Here is a 15,027-nt window from a genome sequence, read left to right as displayed (position 1 = left end):
TGTAACTTTATGCCCTGGTTATACGTGTGTTACATAGAGGGGAGGACATGAAACTGAACAGTCTGGAATCGATTTATCAATTTTACGTGAAAGACGTGTATCGTTACTTGTACTCCCTCTCTTACGATCACCATACGGCCGAAGACCTGGTGCAGGAAACCTTTTACCGGGCTTATTTGTATCTCGAGGATTGGAAGGAAGAACGAATCAAGCCATGGCTGTTTCGGGTTGCCCATAACGCTTACGTGGACTATCAGCGCAAGGCGAGCCGCAGCATCGTCCGGGACGCGGAATTTTTCGATCAGATGGTAGACCGGAATACGCCCGAGAACATCCTGCTCCAGCAAGAAGTCCACAGAGAACTCGGACGGATGCTGGCCGATATTCCGGAGAAGCAGCGGCAAGCGGTGCTCCTGGTCGATTTTCATCAATTCACCTACCAGGAGGCGGCGGATATTATGGGCATCACCTTATCCCATATCAAGATCACGTTATTTCGGGCCAGGCAGCGGCTGCGGGACATGAAACGAAAGGACGGGAATTTATGAGCGAAGAATTCAGGCAGCGGCTGAAGGACTATGCGGAGGGCAAGCTGAGTGACGAGGAAAAAAACGAAATCGAACGGGAAATGGAGAAGCTGGAGGAATACCAGGCTTACGTGAACGAGATCATGGATAACGAGCGTTCGAGCGATGCCGGCACCCCGCATGCCGCTGACGGCCAGACCGGCCTCTCGCCCAAGAAAGAAAAGCGAATCGTTCGCCGGGGCAAATGGCGGGCCCGAATCTCCAATACGTTGACGGTGATATCGGCGTTTCTGGCGATATTCGTCATCAGCTCGATCATTACGGCGCTGTTTTACGGGGTCGGCGATCCCAGCCGCAACGATAAATATCGGGATGCCATCGCTTCCGCCATCTCGATCTCGAAGCCTAATATCGACGTACGTTTAAATAGCCAGGTCAGAGCCTTCTTCCGGCAGGAAGTGTACGGAGATATAGACAAACAGGTAGGGAGCGAACGCGTGACCGTCGGCGAATACACCGTCAACTTCCTGTTCGGGCTGCCGTCCGTCGATGTGGATTGGAATAATGGCAGCTCGGGTTCATCGCAGATTTTCTACCGGCCGGATAGCTCTGCGGAGACTTCTTCCGCGAATCAAGAAGAACCCAACGAACAGTCAAATGAGCAGAACGCTGGCACCTCCTCTGCAAAGAGCGGCGATTGGTCCAGGCTTGAAAAGCTTCCCGAAGGCACCGTGGCCGAGGCTTATGTATCGTTTAACCGTTTCTTCACGACCGACGAGCTGCTGAAACAATTCGAAGACCGGAATGTGGAGGCCGTCTGGTTTGCCGTCGATACCGGGCCGGATGACCGATTTAGCGGCGGAGACGGCGTAATCTCCCATCCTGTCGGCTTTCCTTCTTATCCCGTCTGGCATCATGACGATTTGACAGTGACCTCTTATCAGGAGCAAAAAACGGGATGGTTTAGCAAGACCACCCTCAGCGGCGGACATTACCCTTCTGTAGACACCTACGGGGACGGGGAGCTGCGGAATGAGCACTTCATCAAATCGCTGCGGCTTCTGCAGGAGTATGACCTGATTGCCGAACGGGTGGCTCCCTTCATTGACGTGGACGCTTCTTTAGCTTACGTGGAACAGAACGGCGTTCGCCTCTATGGCGCCGTCATTACCGGCCCTGTCAAAGAGCTGCTGACCTTGCGCGAGGTATCCTGGGTCCACGATCTGCGGGTCGGGGAAGTGCGGCTGTGGAATTGGATCGAGTGATGGTCTTATGGCGAGTGCCATATACTGCAACTGGCTGACGAACATGAAATGAGGCCGCCGGCCCTCTGAGCATGCCCCGGCCACGCTCCGTGCGTCCAGGGATCGATGCGCACGATATGCACAATGACATAGGGCAGCAAAAAATCCCGGACTTCTTCCTTCATGGCAAGTCCGGGATTTTTCGTTAGTCATATAAAAGATTCAGGTCATGAATGATCCCTGCTGCCTGCGCTTGCCTCGTGTGACCATAACTCCATTTGCTGCTCTTCTCCCGCTCTTCCCGGATCCGGCGGTCCCTCTCCATCGCATCAGCAATATAATCGCGCGGCTTCAGCTTGCTGTTGATGTTCAGCAAAATGCCGATCATGATGAGCTGCAACAAAGCAATAACAACCAACATGACATCCCTCCTTCTACATGGATTATGGATACTCTTGAACATTCCTACTTAATATAACACCTTCTCCCTCTATCAAGTTGCGAGTGAAGCTTATGGTCATAACCCTCATGAACGATGATTCATGCCATGAATCATAAGAGCTTCGCCCATGCGCTTACCCATATCCTGCACTTTGCCAGACTTCCGAGAATCCGTTAAACTGGTAAGACGATAAACGAAATACGAAATGATTGGTGAATTTCATGACATCCATACCCTTTTATAAACGCCCGTACGGCGGTGAGCGTCAGGATATTCCGTTTGCGAAGCTGGCTTCCTTTGAGAACAGCCGGGACCTGATCCGCGATGACGCGCCGGATGCGGCTTTTTTTCGCGGCTTGGAATCCCAGGGACTGCTGCTGAACCGCGCCCAGATTCAGGCCGTACGACATACGCAAGGACCGCTGCTTACGCTTGCCGGCGCAGGCTCCGGCAAAACCTCCGTGCTGGTCAGCCGGACAGGCTACCTCATTGCCGCCAAGAGCGTCGACCCGTCTTCCATCCTGCTTGTCACCTTCTCCTCCAAGGCGGCGACCGAGATGAAGGAGCGCATCATGGCGCTTCCCGGCTTGAGATCCAGCGAAACCGCCAAAGTAACGGCCAGAACCTTCCATTCCTTCTTCCTGTACTTGCTGCGAACCCGCGGCTATAAGCAGGAAATCCTGAGCAACGCCAGGCATCAGCAATTTATCATGAAGCGCATCCTGCGGGACATGGGCTTGCAGGATAGCTACGAAGCCGAGACGCTGCTATCGCTGTGGTCCGCCCACCGGATGAGTATGACCGGACTTGACGAGATGCCTGTCAAAACGCCTGCCGAGGTTGAACAGCGGCAGATTTTTGCCCGGTATGAAGCATGGAAGGAAGAGCATGGCCAGATGGATTTCGACGACATTCTGGTCTTGTCCTATCGTCTGCTGTCCCATGATTCCGGACTGCTCGCCTCCCTTCAGAGGCGGTACCGTTATGTCATGGTCGACGAGTTCCAGGATACGGGACTGCTGCCTTATGAGCTGCTCAAAAAAATCGTCGCCCCGCACCGCAATTTAATGGTTGTGGGTGACGATGACCAGACCATATACGGCTTCAACGGGGCGCGCAACGAATTCATCCTGGAATTCGACCAGACGTTTCCCGGGGCCAAGGTCGTGACGCTCGATATCAATTACCGCTCCCTCTCCTCGATCGTCGGGCTGGGGAACGAAATTATCCGCGTCAATGAACGGCGGCGCCCCAAGCAGCTGCGGTCGACCCGCAAGAGCAGCAGCGTGCCGCTCTACCTTCGACCCGGCGATCCCGATCAAGAAGCGGAGCTGCTGCTGACCCATATCACCGAGCAGGTCCGGGAGCACGGGAAGCAGTACCGCGACCATGCTATTCTCTATCGCACCGCAAACAACAGCCGGGCGATCTTCGAGCAGCTCGTGATGCGGGAAATTCCGTTCATTCATTATGAGAACGGGGATCTGTTCTACGAGCAGTGGATCGTCAAGCCGCTCATGGATCATCTGCGGCTGTCGCTGGACCGGCGCAATTTTACGGCGATGGAGGGCATGCTTCATACGCTGTACATCAACCGCGACAAGGGCATGGCTTTCATCCGGCAACAGGATGCTCCGCGGCCCAAGAAAGGGCCTCTATCGCACCTCCTCTCCTTCCCCGGGCTGAAGGATTTTCAGATCGAGAATATAAGGGAACGCTCCAAGCTCATCAAGAGCCTGAAGGCGATGGAGCCCCTTCAGGCCGTGCAGGAAATGAGGCGGCAATTCTACGACAAATTCCTGGAGGCCGACGAGCGGCAGGAGATTACCCTCCATAAGGAATTCATTCAAGAGGGGCTGGATGAACTGGAGGCTTCCGCGAAGCGCTTTGGCGATATCGCTGAATTCGTCGGATTTGTCGACCGGCTGATCATCATCCATAAGGAAATGGCGGCCATGAAAAGGGACGAGCATGCCGATGCCGTCCGCTTAATGACCATCCATAAATCCAAGGGGCTGGAATTTCCCTCCGTGTGCCTGATCGGAGCGAGCGAAGGCATTCTGCCGCATACGTCCGCTCTGGACGCCGAGCGCAGGGACGATCAGCGCCCGCTGTCGGACAAAGAGGATAAGGCCTTGGATGCGCTGGAAGAGGAACGCAGATTGGCTTATGTTGCCATCACCCGAGCACGGGATGAACTGGTGATCAGTTCCCCGGGCTTTTATCGCGGACGGAAAGCGGAGGTTTCCCGCTTCTTCCGGGACGTGTTCCTCACGGATGAACAGAGCAAACAGGGCAACAGCATACCGAACAAAGGCGCAGGGTCAACGGCCCGCGCAGCCTTTACGGCGCAACGTACGATCCGCATAGAAACCTCGGCCAAGCCTTCATCGCCTTCCTCTTCTGCCGGGCGAAGGTTCGGGAGCGCCGCTAACCAGACGAGCCAACGTTTCGCTTCAGTTTCACGGACAGGGTCGAGTCCTACTCCCGAGCCGCAGTCTCCGTCTGCTCCCGCTGCGACGGAGATCGTCGACGTATGGCTGTGCACCAGCCCTAATTGCAAGGGCTGGCAGCGAGTCAACGCACGTATCCCTGCTAACAGGAGGGATCGGGAAAGCAAGGCTTGTCCATTATGCCAGGCACCTATGAAACAGGGTCGTAAAGAAGTTCCTGTGCATCACAGGCGCTAGGGGCAATTCTCAGACTAAAAAACTCGATTTACAAAGCTGTTAGGTGAAACATAGCGGTTTCTGGAATCATGAATACAACGAGTATCGCAGCTTTACCATGCTGTGCGCAGCATGATACCCGCCTGAATGAATTGTCGTGCCGCAAGCGCACGTCGATGTCCCCGAACCCGAAGCCTGTTATCACGGGCCTCGGGTTTTTGGCATCCCAAGACGGCATAACGATAGAAGGCTATACATTACATGACGGATCGGCTCAGCCAGGATCCCGGTTTTATTTCCCCGATGCCGCAAATATATATGGAAGCGTATACAGAATGCGTTACAATGGACATAAGAAATCATCTTATCTCTCATGCTTCGAATACATACCGAGGAGGAATGCCGTCATGATTAAAGGAATTGCCCATCTGGCGTTCGATGTTGCCGATATGGAGAAATCCCTTCATTTTTACTGTAATGTGCTTGGTTTTACCCGTGCTTTTGATATTCCCAATGACCAGGGCGAACCGTGGATCGAGTATATTAAGGTACGTGATGGACAGTTTATCGAGCTGTTTTACGGCGGACAAAACAAACCGGCCCGTGTAGAGCGGCCCGTCGGATTCTCACATCTCTGCCTTGAGGTGGAAGACATCGAGCGCATCGCGGAGCATCTTCGCAAGCAGGGCGTGAAGCTGGACGTCCAGCCGGTTCAAGGAAAAGACTTCAACTGGCAGTGCTGGGCCAGGGACCCGGACGGCAACCGGATCGAATTCATGCAGTTGGATCCGAAATCGCCCCAGATGAACTGTTAGACGCTACCATCGCCAGCCGAATCTCTGTCATGCCTTACCCGAGGCCCCTGTGGAAACAAGCATCCGCTTGATCGCCGTTTCATTATCCTGTGCGCCGTACCACACGAAACATGCAGAGCTGAAAAATATCCGAACCACGCAGCCGCTTCGAAACGAATCTGCCGACAAGGGTCTTGATTGCAACGACATTCCGGCGGCTGTCGCCCGATAATCTCAAGGTCATCCCGTATATAGGGTTGACCTTGTTTTTTCTTGTGCAAAATGTAGAGACAGGCCTTACATTCAACATCTTGCCAACTTCTGTTAATCCGGCTACAATATAACCACCGAATTATTCAAATTTGAATAATATGTACATAGTTGAATAAGGAAAAGGAGTATCCTTAACATGAATGCACAACAAAGCAACATCAAATTGGTCGTGGCTGGTCTGCTGCTCGGCATCTTCATGGCCGCCATCGATAACACGATTGTAGCGACCGCGTTATCGACGATTATCCGCGATCTTCAGGGCTTCGACCAAGTCGTCTGGGTAACCTCGATCTACATGGTTGCCGTTATGGCCGGCACGCCGATATTCGGAAAGCTGTCCGATATGTACGGACGGAAGCGGTTCTTTATATTCGGACTGGTTGTCTTCCTGATTGGTTCCGCCCTCTGCGGGATGGCGAACAATATGACAGAGCTTATTATTTACCGGGCGATTCAAGGAATCGGCGGCGGTGCTCTTATGCCGATTGCGTTTACCATCGTGTTTGACCTGTTCCCGCCGGAGAAGCGCGGTAAAATGACAGGTCTGCTCGGCGCCGTATTCGGCACCTCCAGCATCATGGGACCGCTGCTGGGTGCTTTTATCACCGACAGCATCGGCTGGGAATGGATATTCTATGTCAACGTTCCGATCGGGATCATATCCTTTATCTTCATCATGACTTCCTACAAGGAGTCCCGTTCCCATGCCAAGCAAAAGATTGACTGGACGGGGGCTGCAACGCTTGTAGGCGCGATCATCTGTCTGATGTTCGGTCTGGAGCTGGGCGGGCAAACCTATGCTTGGGATTCTCCGCAAATTCTGGGCTTGTTCGGGGGATTCATTGCTTTGTTTATCGTGTTTCTGTTCGCAGAGACCCGAGCAGCCGAACCCATTATTTCATTCCAAATGTTCCGTAAACGCCTGTTTGCTTCAAGCAATATCGTTGCCTTGTTCTATGGAGCAACGTTTATCGTGGCAACCATCTACATCCCGATCTTTGTGAGCGGAGTGTACGGTGGTTCGGCAACCAATTCGGGCCTCATTCTGATGCCGATGATGCTCGGCAGCGTATTCGGGAGCCAAGGCGGCGGTATGCTGACGACCCGGACTTCGTTTAGAAACATCATGATCCTGTCCGTCTTGTGCTTTATCACAGGCATTTTCTGCCTGAGCACGATAAGCCCGGACACGCCGCGCTACCTGTTAACGCTCTTCATGGTCCTGACCGGCTTTGGCGTCGGGTTCTCGTTCTCCACGCTCAGCATGGCCTCCATCCATAACTTTGATGCCAGACAGCGCGGCGCGGCAACATCGACGAACTCCTTCCTTCGCTCCTTCGGCATGACGGTGGGGATTACAATCTTCGGGATCATCCAGCGCAACGGCCTGAACAACCGGCTCGCGGAAGCCGGAGGAAACGCGCCGGCCGGTGCCGAGTTAAATGCGGACGCCGTCCTTTCACCTGAAGTGATGGGGCAGCTCCCACCGAACGTGCGCGAACAGATCACGGCTTCATTGGCTGATTCCATCGCGAACACGTTCATGTGGGCGCTTGTGCCGGCGGTGCTGGCGCTTGTGTTCGTCCTTATGATGGGCAACGAACGGGTGACCGTTCCCGCCAAGGCTAAGGGAGCCTGACGGCATGTCCATGAAGCTGGCCATCCTAGGCTTGCTGCTGGAAGGAGACCATCATCCGTACGAGATCCGGACCAAGATGAAGGATCGGGGCATGGATCAATATACCAAGCTCCAGATGGGCTCCCTCTATTACGCGGTAGACCGGCTCGCCGAGAAAGGATTCATCGAGGCCGTGGAAACCATCCAAAGCGACAGCCGTCCGGATAAAACCATCTACAGGATCACGGAATCCGGACGCAAGCTTTTTGAACAGCTGCTGCTCAAGAAATTCAGGGACATCGAGCCCGTGCACCACCCGCTGTATATGGCGCTGCCCTTCTCTCGCCACGCAGACCCCGCCGTTCTGGCCCCGATCCTGCAGACCCGGATCCGGGAAGCCGAACACCGGGTGAACCAGGCGTACCAACTATACGTGGAGCACCAGCATATCGTCCCCCGCAGCACGCAGCACCTGATGATCGGGATGTATGAGCACGCCAAGACCGACCTGAACTGGTTAAGAAGGCTGCATGAGGACCTGGTGCAAGGGAAGCTCGGCACGATGGGCGAGCCGTTGTTTCCGGAGGACGACCAGGAAAGACGATAATGCCAAAGGGGCTTTTCACCTGCTATTGAATACGCAAAAAAAAGCGAGCACTTCCCTCACTCAGGGCTGGTGCTCGCTTTTTTATATGAAAACGAAATTTAGAACAGGAACTCATCCGGGTTGGAGCCGAAACGTTTGTTTTGGTTCAAGCCGTCAATAGCAGCCATATCTTCTGCGGAAAGCTCGAAATCGAAGATGCCGGCGTTTTCACGGATCCGATGATCTTTAATCGATTTCGGAATGACGATGACGCCGTTCTGAATGTCCCACCGCAGAATGACTTGCGCCGTGGTTTTTCCGTATTTCTCCGCGATCTGCGCCAGCGCCGGTTGATCGAGGTTGCCCTGCATCAACGGGCTCCAAGCTTCCAGAACGATATGATTCTCGCGTGCATAGCCCAGCAGCTCCTTCTGGGAAAGCAGCGGATGCAATTCCACTTGGTTGACGACAGGTACCACGCCGGTATCCTCAATGATATGCTGCAGGTGGCGGATTTGGAAATTGCTGACGCCGATGGAACGAACGAGGCCTTCTTTTTGCAGATGAATCAATGCCTTCCACGTCTCGAGGTATTTATCTTTACCCGGCCAGTGCACGAGATATAAATCAACGATATCCAGCCCCAGCTTCTTGCGGCTCGTCTCAAAAGCTTGCAGCGTCTTCTCATAACCCTGGTCATCGTTCCATACCTTGGTGGTGATGAACAGCTCGTCCCGCGAAACTCCGGATTCGCGAATGGCTTGCCCTACGCCCTCTTCATTGCCGTAGATGGCAGCGGTATCGATGCTGCGGTACCCTGCAGCGATTGCTGATTTTACGGACTGAATAACCTCTTCGCCTTCTTTGGTCTTCCATACGCCAAGGCCCAGCCACGGCATTTTTACGCCGTCATTCAAAGTAGGTCCATCGGTAAAAGTTTGATTGGCCATTCTGAAATCCCTCCTGTATATGTAATGCAGCGGTTATTGGGCCGCTTTCTCCAGTATATCAAAATCCCAGTATCCCGCTCAACGTTACAGCCCTTGCGAGGGCTGCGGACATTTTTTAACTGCATTTAAACGGGGTTTAAACTTCGTCGGATACAATGGGAACAGATACAGGAAAAACAGGCTTTGCGGCCGTTTATCAGGAGGAATATGACCCCATGGAAAAAGCCATGCTTATCGTTGCCTTAATCGCACTTGCCATCACATTCGTTCTCTTCGTCGGAAATATCGTGAATAACGGACTGTCCGCCGCCTTCAAACTGAACAGCCGCGCCAAGAGGCTTGCCGTCGTACTGATCATCGTCTACGCCGTTTCGATCAGCAGATTCGCGCTTCTCCACCATAGCTGAACCCATCATTCATCGCCAAAAAGGGCCGTCCTATGAGCAGCATGCTGCTGTAGGCTCGGCCCTTTATTAATCGTTACGGCATATGCATGTAACCTATCGTTTTAATCCTTGCGTCTAAAAATACCGAAGGTCAGCAGCCCGCATGCCGCCAGAAACAGATACGGCCCAGCGGCCGCCCCTCTGATCGTCTCTCCAAAAAAATCAATGGTCTTGGACGACACGTACATCATGGTCAGGAAAATAGCGACCAGCGCTAAAGCGTAGGCAATCAGCTTGTTCATCTTCTTCTCGCGAACCACTTTCAAAAACGGATAGATGAAACATACGATGAACAACACGCCGCCCTGCATAAAGCCGTTCTCCGCAGCCACGCCGATATCCAGCCATTTAAAAAAGAAAGAGGCTATCGCCAAACAGGTGGCGATAAAAATAAATTTGCTCCCCAGATCCCACTGTTTAAACCGAAATTTCATCCATGTACACTCCCCTAGTGTCAATCCCCCGGATGCCCAGCACCCTTCGATAAACTTAGGGTCCATTATACCGGATTTTTGCGGCCGGGGATAGATCAACTACAGGTCTGCAGCACTATTCAGCCATACCGTCTTGTTCGCGGCCGGTTGACGTTTCCCCTGCTTCGGCTCCATGTCCGGATATCCGATGTACAGGAAACCCAGCATTTTATCGTCAGGCTTCAATCCGAACGCTTGGTTCATCAACGCGTGGAAACACGGCTCGCCGGTTCTCCACACAGCGCCAAGACCCAGCTCGTGAATTTGCAGCAGCATGTTCTGGATGCCGGCGAATACCGCTCCGTACTCTTCCAGCTCAATCACCTTCGGATCCGTCGACGGCTCAACCGCCACACCGATGACGACCGGAGCGCGGTACGCCTTCGTACGTCCCGATTCGCGCGCTGCGCTCACGGCCTCTTCGCTCGTATCGTCGCCGCCGGCCACCTGAATATCCCCCAGGGCATTGCCGAGCACGTCGCGGCCTTCCCCTTGCATGACAAAGAATTTCCACGGCTCCGTCAGCTTGTGGTTCGGCGCCCAGGTTCCTGCTTCGACGATCTGTTCGATCAACTCCTGCGGTACGGCGTCAGGCTTGACCTTGCCAAGGCTGCGGCGCGTGCGGATAGCTTCACTTACGTTCATATCTGATTTCCTCCCGAGCTATATATAGTTGGTCTTATTTGCATACTCCTAATTGAGAGTCTATCTCAATTATAACAAAAAGAGAAGGGGACACCTATCGAGATTCTCGGGTACGGTTCATGTCATAAATTGACCAGTTGAAGAATAACAAGCTCTTCTCTGTCTCCAAATCCTCGATTACAGCCCAAAATTATTGTAAATCCTCCTCTGTTTTACTAGCATTTGGATCGAAACGTTCACATCCTTCCCCTCTATTTTATCTAGATTTCCATGCCATTATCTGGGATAATGAGATTTAACTCACAAGAAGATTAGGAGGATGATTCATGACTGATAAGCGACTTATAACGCCCGAGGATTTGTACCGGATGCACTGGGTGAATGACCCTGTCGTATCCCCCGCAAGCGGGGCCATAGCCTATGTACATAAGTCCGTCAGCGAAAAGCACGACGGTTACCGTTCCCATATCCGCCTGCTTCCCGCAGGCGGCGATCAGGATATTCCCTTCACTTCCGGCGAAGCCGATGCAGCACCCGCTTGGTCCCCCGACGGGTCTGAGCTTGCCTTCTTGCGCAAAAAGGGCGATAAGCCACAGGTATGGATCATGCCTGCCAACGGAGGGGAAGCCCGCCCCGCTACCGACCTGAAGCACGGCGTCAGCGCATTTAAATGGTCGCCCGACAGCTCGCGTCTGCTGGTTCGGAGCGAAGCCGAAGCGGCTGAATCTACCGAAAGCGAAGAGAAAGACAAGGACGACAAGCACAAGCTGCCGGAAGAAAAAATCATTAACCGCATTAAATATAAAGCCGATGGCCCCGGATTATGGAATGAACGCCGACATCATCTATATATCGTGAATCCGGCTACGGAAGAATGCAAACCAATCACCGAAGGAGATTTTGACGTATATGCCTTTGCCTGGTCACCCGACGGCGGCAGCATCGCTTACAGCAGCACCCTCGCCACGGAGCATTTCACGAACCCGGATCTTCGCTTGACGAACGATGTGTTTGTCATGGACCTGTCCAGCGGATCGGTAACCGAAATCACGGACGGAACCCTCTCGATCGGCTCCATTGCGTTCACCCCGGACGGGCAGCATGTACTCATGCTTGCCAGCGATCTCAGCTGCGGGTTTGCCACGCTGACCAAAATCCACCTGGTTCCGCTCTCGGGCGGAGAAGCCCGCGTCCTCTTCACGGACATGGACGTTCAGCTCGGGCACGCCGCGGTCAGCGACATGAGAGCCGGAGCGGGAACGCCTCCCCTGTTCAGCAAGGACGGCCGATCGGTTTACGTCCAGCTCAGCCAGGATGGGGGCGTCCATATTGGACGTTTTGCCTTGGACGGCTCCTCCTTCGAGCTTGTGGTGGCAGGTGAACGCGAGGTGTACCAATTCGCACTGACACCGGAAGAGAACGTGATATTTGCCGCTGCCGACCCGCTGCAGCCTGGCGATCTGTTCAGCTTCACTACAGGCAGCAACAAGGAACGCCGTCTGACGAACTGCAATGAGGAGCTGTGGAACGAGCTTACGTTAAGCACGCCCGAGTCCTTTACATTCCGTACGTCGGACGGCTGGCCAATCCAGGGCTGGATCATGAAGCCTGCCGGCTTCGCGGAAGGCGCCAAGGTCCCGGCCGTGCTGGAGATTCATGGCGGTCCGCAAGCCATGTACGGACACACGTTTATGCATGAGTTCCAGCTGCTGGCAGCAGCCGGCTATGCCGTTTTCTATACCAACCCGCGGGGCGGCCATGGATACGGTCAAGTCCACGTCAATACCGTCAGAGGCGATTACGGCGGGCGGGATTACCAGGATCTGATGGAAGCCGTGGATTATGTTGTGAATACCTACACTTATATCGACGCTTCCCGTCTCGGCGTGACCGGCGGCAGTTACGGCGGCTTCATGACCAACTGGATCGTCGGTCATACCGACCGGTTCCAGGCTGCGGTAACCCAGCGCTCGATATCGAACTGGATTTCCTTCTACGGCGTCAGCGATATCGGGTATACCTTTACCCAGGATCAAATCTGGGGCAATCCTTGGGACGATCTCGACAAGCTGTGGAAGCACTCCCCGCTCGCTTACGTGAAGAATGTCAGCACACCGCTGCTCATCCTTCACGGCGAACAGGACCTCCGCTGCCCGATCGAGCAAGGGGAGCAGCTGTTTATCGCCTTGAAGCGACTGGGCCGTGAAACTCAGCTGATTCGCTTCCCCGGCGCGGATCATAACCTGTCCCGCAGCGGCCATCCGCATCTGCGGGTCAAACGCTTGAGTCATATCGTCCGCTGGTTCGTGAAGCATATCGAAAGATAACATCAAAGAAAAACCATCCCTGTGCGAGCTGGCGCAATGAACGCTCGACAGGGATGGTTTTTTTGTGTTGGTTCATCAAACAGGACCGTACATCGTCTCTCCTGCTACAACAGTCTCCCGGACCACCATGCCCGATCCGTCCGTATCGCAGTCGAACAGCGTCAGGTTCGCCGGGCTCCCGATCGCAAGCCCGCCCAACTGCGGCATATCCAGCACTATAGCCGGGCGGACCGTGACCGCGCTTACCGCTTCCGCCAGCGTCATATCCGTATAGCGGATCGCATTGGCAATGCCAACCTCCAGCGAAGAAGCCGATCCGGCCAGTATCGCCGGATTTGCTACCGTATGCAGACGCCCGTCCGCCGTCAGCTCGACTTCGCCTCCGATGAGGCTGCTGTACCTTCCGGGAGCCATGCCGCCGAACATGACGGCATCGCTGACAAGCACCGCTTTGTCCCGTTTCGCCCGCAGCATCGCTTTCAGCACAGGGGGCGCCAGATGGTGGCCGTCCGGTATAAAGGTGGCCCATAACCGGTCGTTCGCCAGCTGGTCCCAAATATAGTTGGGGTGGCGCGGCAAAACGGGCTGCGAGCCGTTCCCCAGATGCGTCGAAACCGTTGCCCCTGCCTGCACCGCTCGATCGATCTGCTCGCCGGTTGCCATCGTATGCCCGATCGCGACGATAACACCTGCCTTGACTACCTTCTCTATAAATGGAACCGAGCCTTCGCGCTCCGGCGCGAGGGTCACCATCCGGATAAGCCCGCCAGCCGCATCCTGAAGCCGTTGAAACTCATCCCAATCCGGATTCCGGATATACTCCCTCGGATGCGCCCCGCGACTGCCGTCTTCATCGGAAAGATAGGGGCCTTCCATATGAATGCCGACAATCGAGGCGCCCCCGAACTGCTTGGACCCGGCATACTTGAACAATGCCTGAAATGCTTGACGCATCCGGTCGTAGCTGCCCGTGATGACCGTCGGCAAGTATGCGGCGACCCCGCACCGATGCAGCGCCCTCGTCACGCCTTCAATGTCGCTTTTCGACGTCACGGTTCCATTCAAATCGTATCCGCCGAAGCCGTTGACCTGTACATCGATCCAGCCGCTGCTGATCCAGGGCAGCAACGCCGTCTTATCCCCTTGACCTAACCGTCGTATAGCCGCGATCCGTCCGTCTGACGACTCTACCTCAACCGGCTCGCCGGTGTGCGGGAGCTTTCCACGCCACATCATAGGTGCCCCCCTGCCTAAGCCCATTGATATATCGGCGCTGCCGATGCTTTATCCAGATACAGCATCCAGCTGGGATGCGTCTTCAGGATGGTAGCCGGCACCCGATTATCGACCCCGCCTTGAATCGTATTCTGGATGGCTGCCGCTTTCGCCTGATGAGGCACGACCGATACGATATGGCGGCTCTTCAAAATCTGCTTGACCGTCATCGTAATCGCCTGTTTGGGCACTTCCTCATTCGATGCAAACCAGCCTTCCCTTACCTGCTGGCTCTTGCATGTATCGCTGAGATTCACGATCGTATAAGGCGAATCGTTATCAAAATCGGCCGGCGGATCATTAAAGGCAATATGCGCATTTTCCCCGATCCCGATCAGGGCCAAATCCACGGGCGCTTTGACGATTTCCTCGTTCAGCCGCTTCACCGTTTCCTCGGGATCGCCCTCCCCGTTGATGAGCCAAGCTTGGCCGACGCTCGCATATTTCAGGAAGCGCTCCTTCAAGTACTTGCGAAAGCTCGCCGGATGGGATTCCGGCAGCGCGATATATTCGTCCAAATGAAACATTTCAATTCGTTCCCATTCCAGATTCAGCTTCACGAAGTGCGACAAAAACTCAAACTGCGACGCGCCCGTCGACAGGACGATTCGCGCTTTTCCTTTCTCCGCGATTGTATCGCGGAGAATGACCTCGCAAGCGCGGGCAGCCTCCAAGCCTGCCTGATCCGCATGTTCCAAGATGTTCAACTGCATAATGATAATTCCTCCTTGTTGTACAACATTGTAGAAATGTAAGCC

At 54.4% G+C, this 15,027-nt stretch carries 15 protein-coding genes; 9 read left to right on the top strand and 6 right to left on the bottom strand.

The window, feature by feature from the left end; all coding sequences use genetic code 11:
• Positions 1–47 precede the first annotated feature (47 nt).
• On the top strand, positions 48–548 hold the full coding sequence (locus M1D70_RS02965; RefSeq protein WP_456289092.1) for a sigma-70 family RNA polymerase sigma factor: 501 nt from the start codon (positions 48–50) through the stop codon (positions 546–548).
• On the top strand, positions 545–1,792 hold the full coding sequence (locus M1D70_RS02960) for an anti sigma factor C-terminal domain-containing protein (RefSeq protein WP_456289091.1): 1,248 nt from the start codon (positions 545–547) through the stop codon (positions 1,790–1,792). Before M1D70_RS02965 ends, M1D70_RS02960 begins: the two co-directional genes overlap by 4 nt.
• A 184-nt stretch (positions 1,793–1,976) precedes the next feature.
• Here the strand turns inward: M1D70_RS02960 and M1D70_RS02955 are convergent, their stop codons facing one another.
• Entirely contained in the window at positions 1,977–2,192 is a 216-nt protein-coding gene (locus M1D70_RS02955; protein WP_456289090.1) for a hypothetical protein, read from the bottom strand.
• A 242-nt stretch (positions 2,193–2,434) separates the two neighbouring features.
• Here M1D70_RS02955 and M1D70_RS02950 point away from each other — a divergent pair, with 242 nt between their 5' ends.
• From M1D70_RS02950 to M1D70_RS02930, 5 genes are all read left to right on the top strand, one after another.
• Positions 2,435–4,903: a UvrD-helicase domain-containing protein gene (locus tag M1D70_RS02950; RefSeq protein ID WP_456289089.1), complete on the top strand. Its 2,469-nt coding sequence runs from the start codon at positions 2,435–2,437 to the stop codon at positions 4,901–4,903.
• A 386-nt stretch (positions 4,904–5,289) separates the two neighbouring features.
• Entirely contained in the window at positions 5,290–5,697 is a 408-nt protein-coding gene (locus tag M1D70_RS02945) for a VOC family protein (RefSeq protein ID WP_433938238.1), read from the top strand.
• A gap of 49 nt (positions 5,698–5,746) precedes the next feature.
• Positions 5,747–5,908, top strand: coding sequence for a hypothetical protein (locus M1D70_RS02940; RefSeq protein WP_456289088.1), 162 nt, complete (start codon positions 5,747–5,749; stop codon positions 5,906–5,908).
• A gap of 177 nt (positions 5,909–6,085) precedes the next feature.
• Positions 6,086–7,588 carry an MDR family MFS transporter gene (locus tag M1D70_RS02935; RefSeq protein ID WP_009594142.1) on the top strand — a complete coding sequence of 501 codons (1,503 nt, stop codon included), beginning with the start codon at positions 6,086–6,088 and terminating at the stop codon, positions 7,586–7,588.
• 4 nt (positions 7,589–7,592) lie between these two features.
• A complete protein-coding gene (locus M1D70_RS02930) occupies positions 7,593–8,174 on the top strand; it encodes a PadR family transcriptional regulator (RefSeq protein WP_456289087.1) in 582 nt (193 codons plus the stop codon).
• Between the two features lie 98 nt (positions 8,175–8,272).
• Here M1D70_RS02930 and M1D70_RS02925 read toward each other — a convergent pair whose 3' ends face one another.
• Positions 8,273–9,103 carry an aldo/keto reductase gene (locus M1D70_RS02925; protein ID WP_009594154.1) on the bottom strand — a complete coding sequence of 277 codons (831 nt, stop codon included), beginning with the start codon at positions 9,101–9,103 and terminating at the stop codon, positions 8,273–8,275.
• 215 nt (positions 9,104–9,318) lie between these two features.
• Here M1D70_RS02925 and M1D70_RS02920 point away from each other — a divergent pair, with 215 nt between their 5' ends.
• On the top strand, positions 9,319–9,510 hold the full coding sequence (locus M1D70_RS02920) for a hypothetical protein (protein WP_456289086.1): 192 nt from the start codon (positions 9,319–9,321) through the stop codon (positions 9,508–9,510).
• A gap of 101 nt (positions 9,511–9,611) precedes the next feature.
• Here M1D70_RS02920 and M1D70_RS02915 read toward each other — a convergent pair whose 3' ends face one another.
• Positions 9,612–9,983: a hypothetical protein gene (locus M1D70_RS02915; RefSeq protein WP_009594162.1), complete on the bottom strand. Its 372-nt coding sequence runs from the start codon at positions 9,981–9,983 to the stop codon at positions 9,612–9,614.
• Between the two features lie 99 nt (positions 9,984–10,082).
• Positions 10,083–10,667, bottom strand: a complete 585-nt coding sequence (locus tag M1D70_RS02910) for a nitroreductase family protein (protein ID WP_009594147.1) — start codon at positions 10,665–10,667, stop codon at positions 10,083–10,085.
• 326 nt (positions 10,668–10,993) lie between these two features.
• Between M1D70_RS02910 and M1D70_RS02905 the strand changes: the two genes are divergently transcribed.
• Positions 10,994–12,994 (top strand): prolyl oligopeptidase family serine peptidase, encoded by a 2,001-nt coding sequence (locus M1D70_RS02905; RefSeq protein ID WP_456289085.1) that lies wholly within the window; start codon positions 10,994–10,996, stop codon positions 12,992–12,994.
• 75 nt (positions 12,995–13,069) lie between these two features.
• Here M1D70_RS02905 and M1D70_RS02900 read toward each other — a convergent pair whose 3' ends face one another.
• The gene (locus M1D70_RS02900; protein WP_456289084.1) at positions 13,070–14,230 is read right to left on the bottom strand and encodes an N-acetylglucosamine-6-phosphate deacetylase; all 1,161 of its coding nucleotides are present in this window, start codon (positions 14,228–14,230) and stop codon (positions 13,070–13,072) included.
• A gap of 14 nt (positions 14,231–14,244) precedes the next feature.
• A complete protein-coding gene (locus tag M1D70_RS02895) occupies positions 14,245–14,982 on the bottom strand; it encodes a glucosamine-6-phosphate deaminase (protein WP_009591866.1) in 738 nt (245 codons plus the stop codon).
• Positions 14,983–15,027: the final 45 nt, after the last annotated feature.

The sequence above is a fragment of the Paenibacillus sp. AK002 genome, assembly GCF_053903045.1.
The sequence above is the reverse complement of the archived record's forward strand: the minus strand, read 5'-3'. Positions and strand labels throughout refer to the sequence as shown.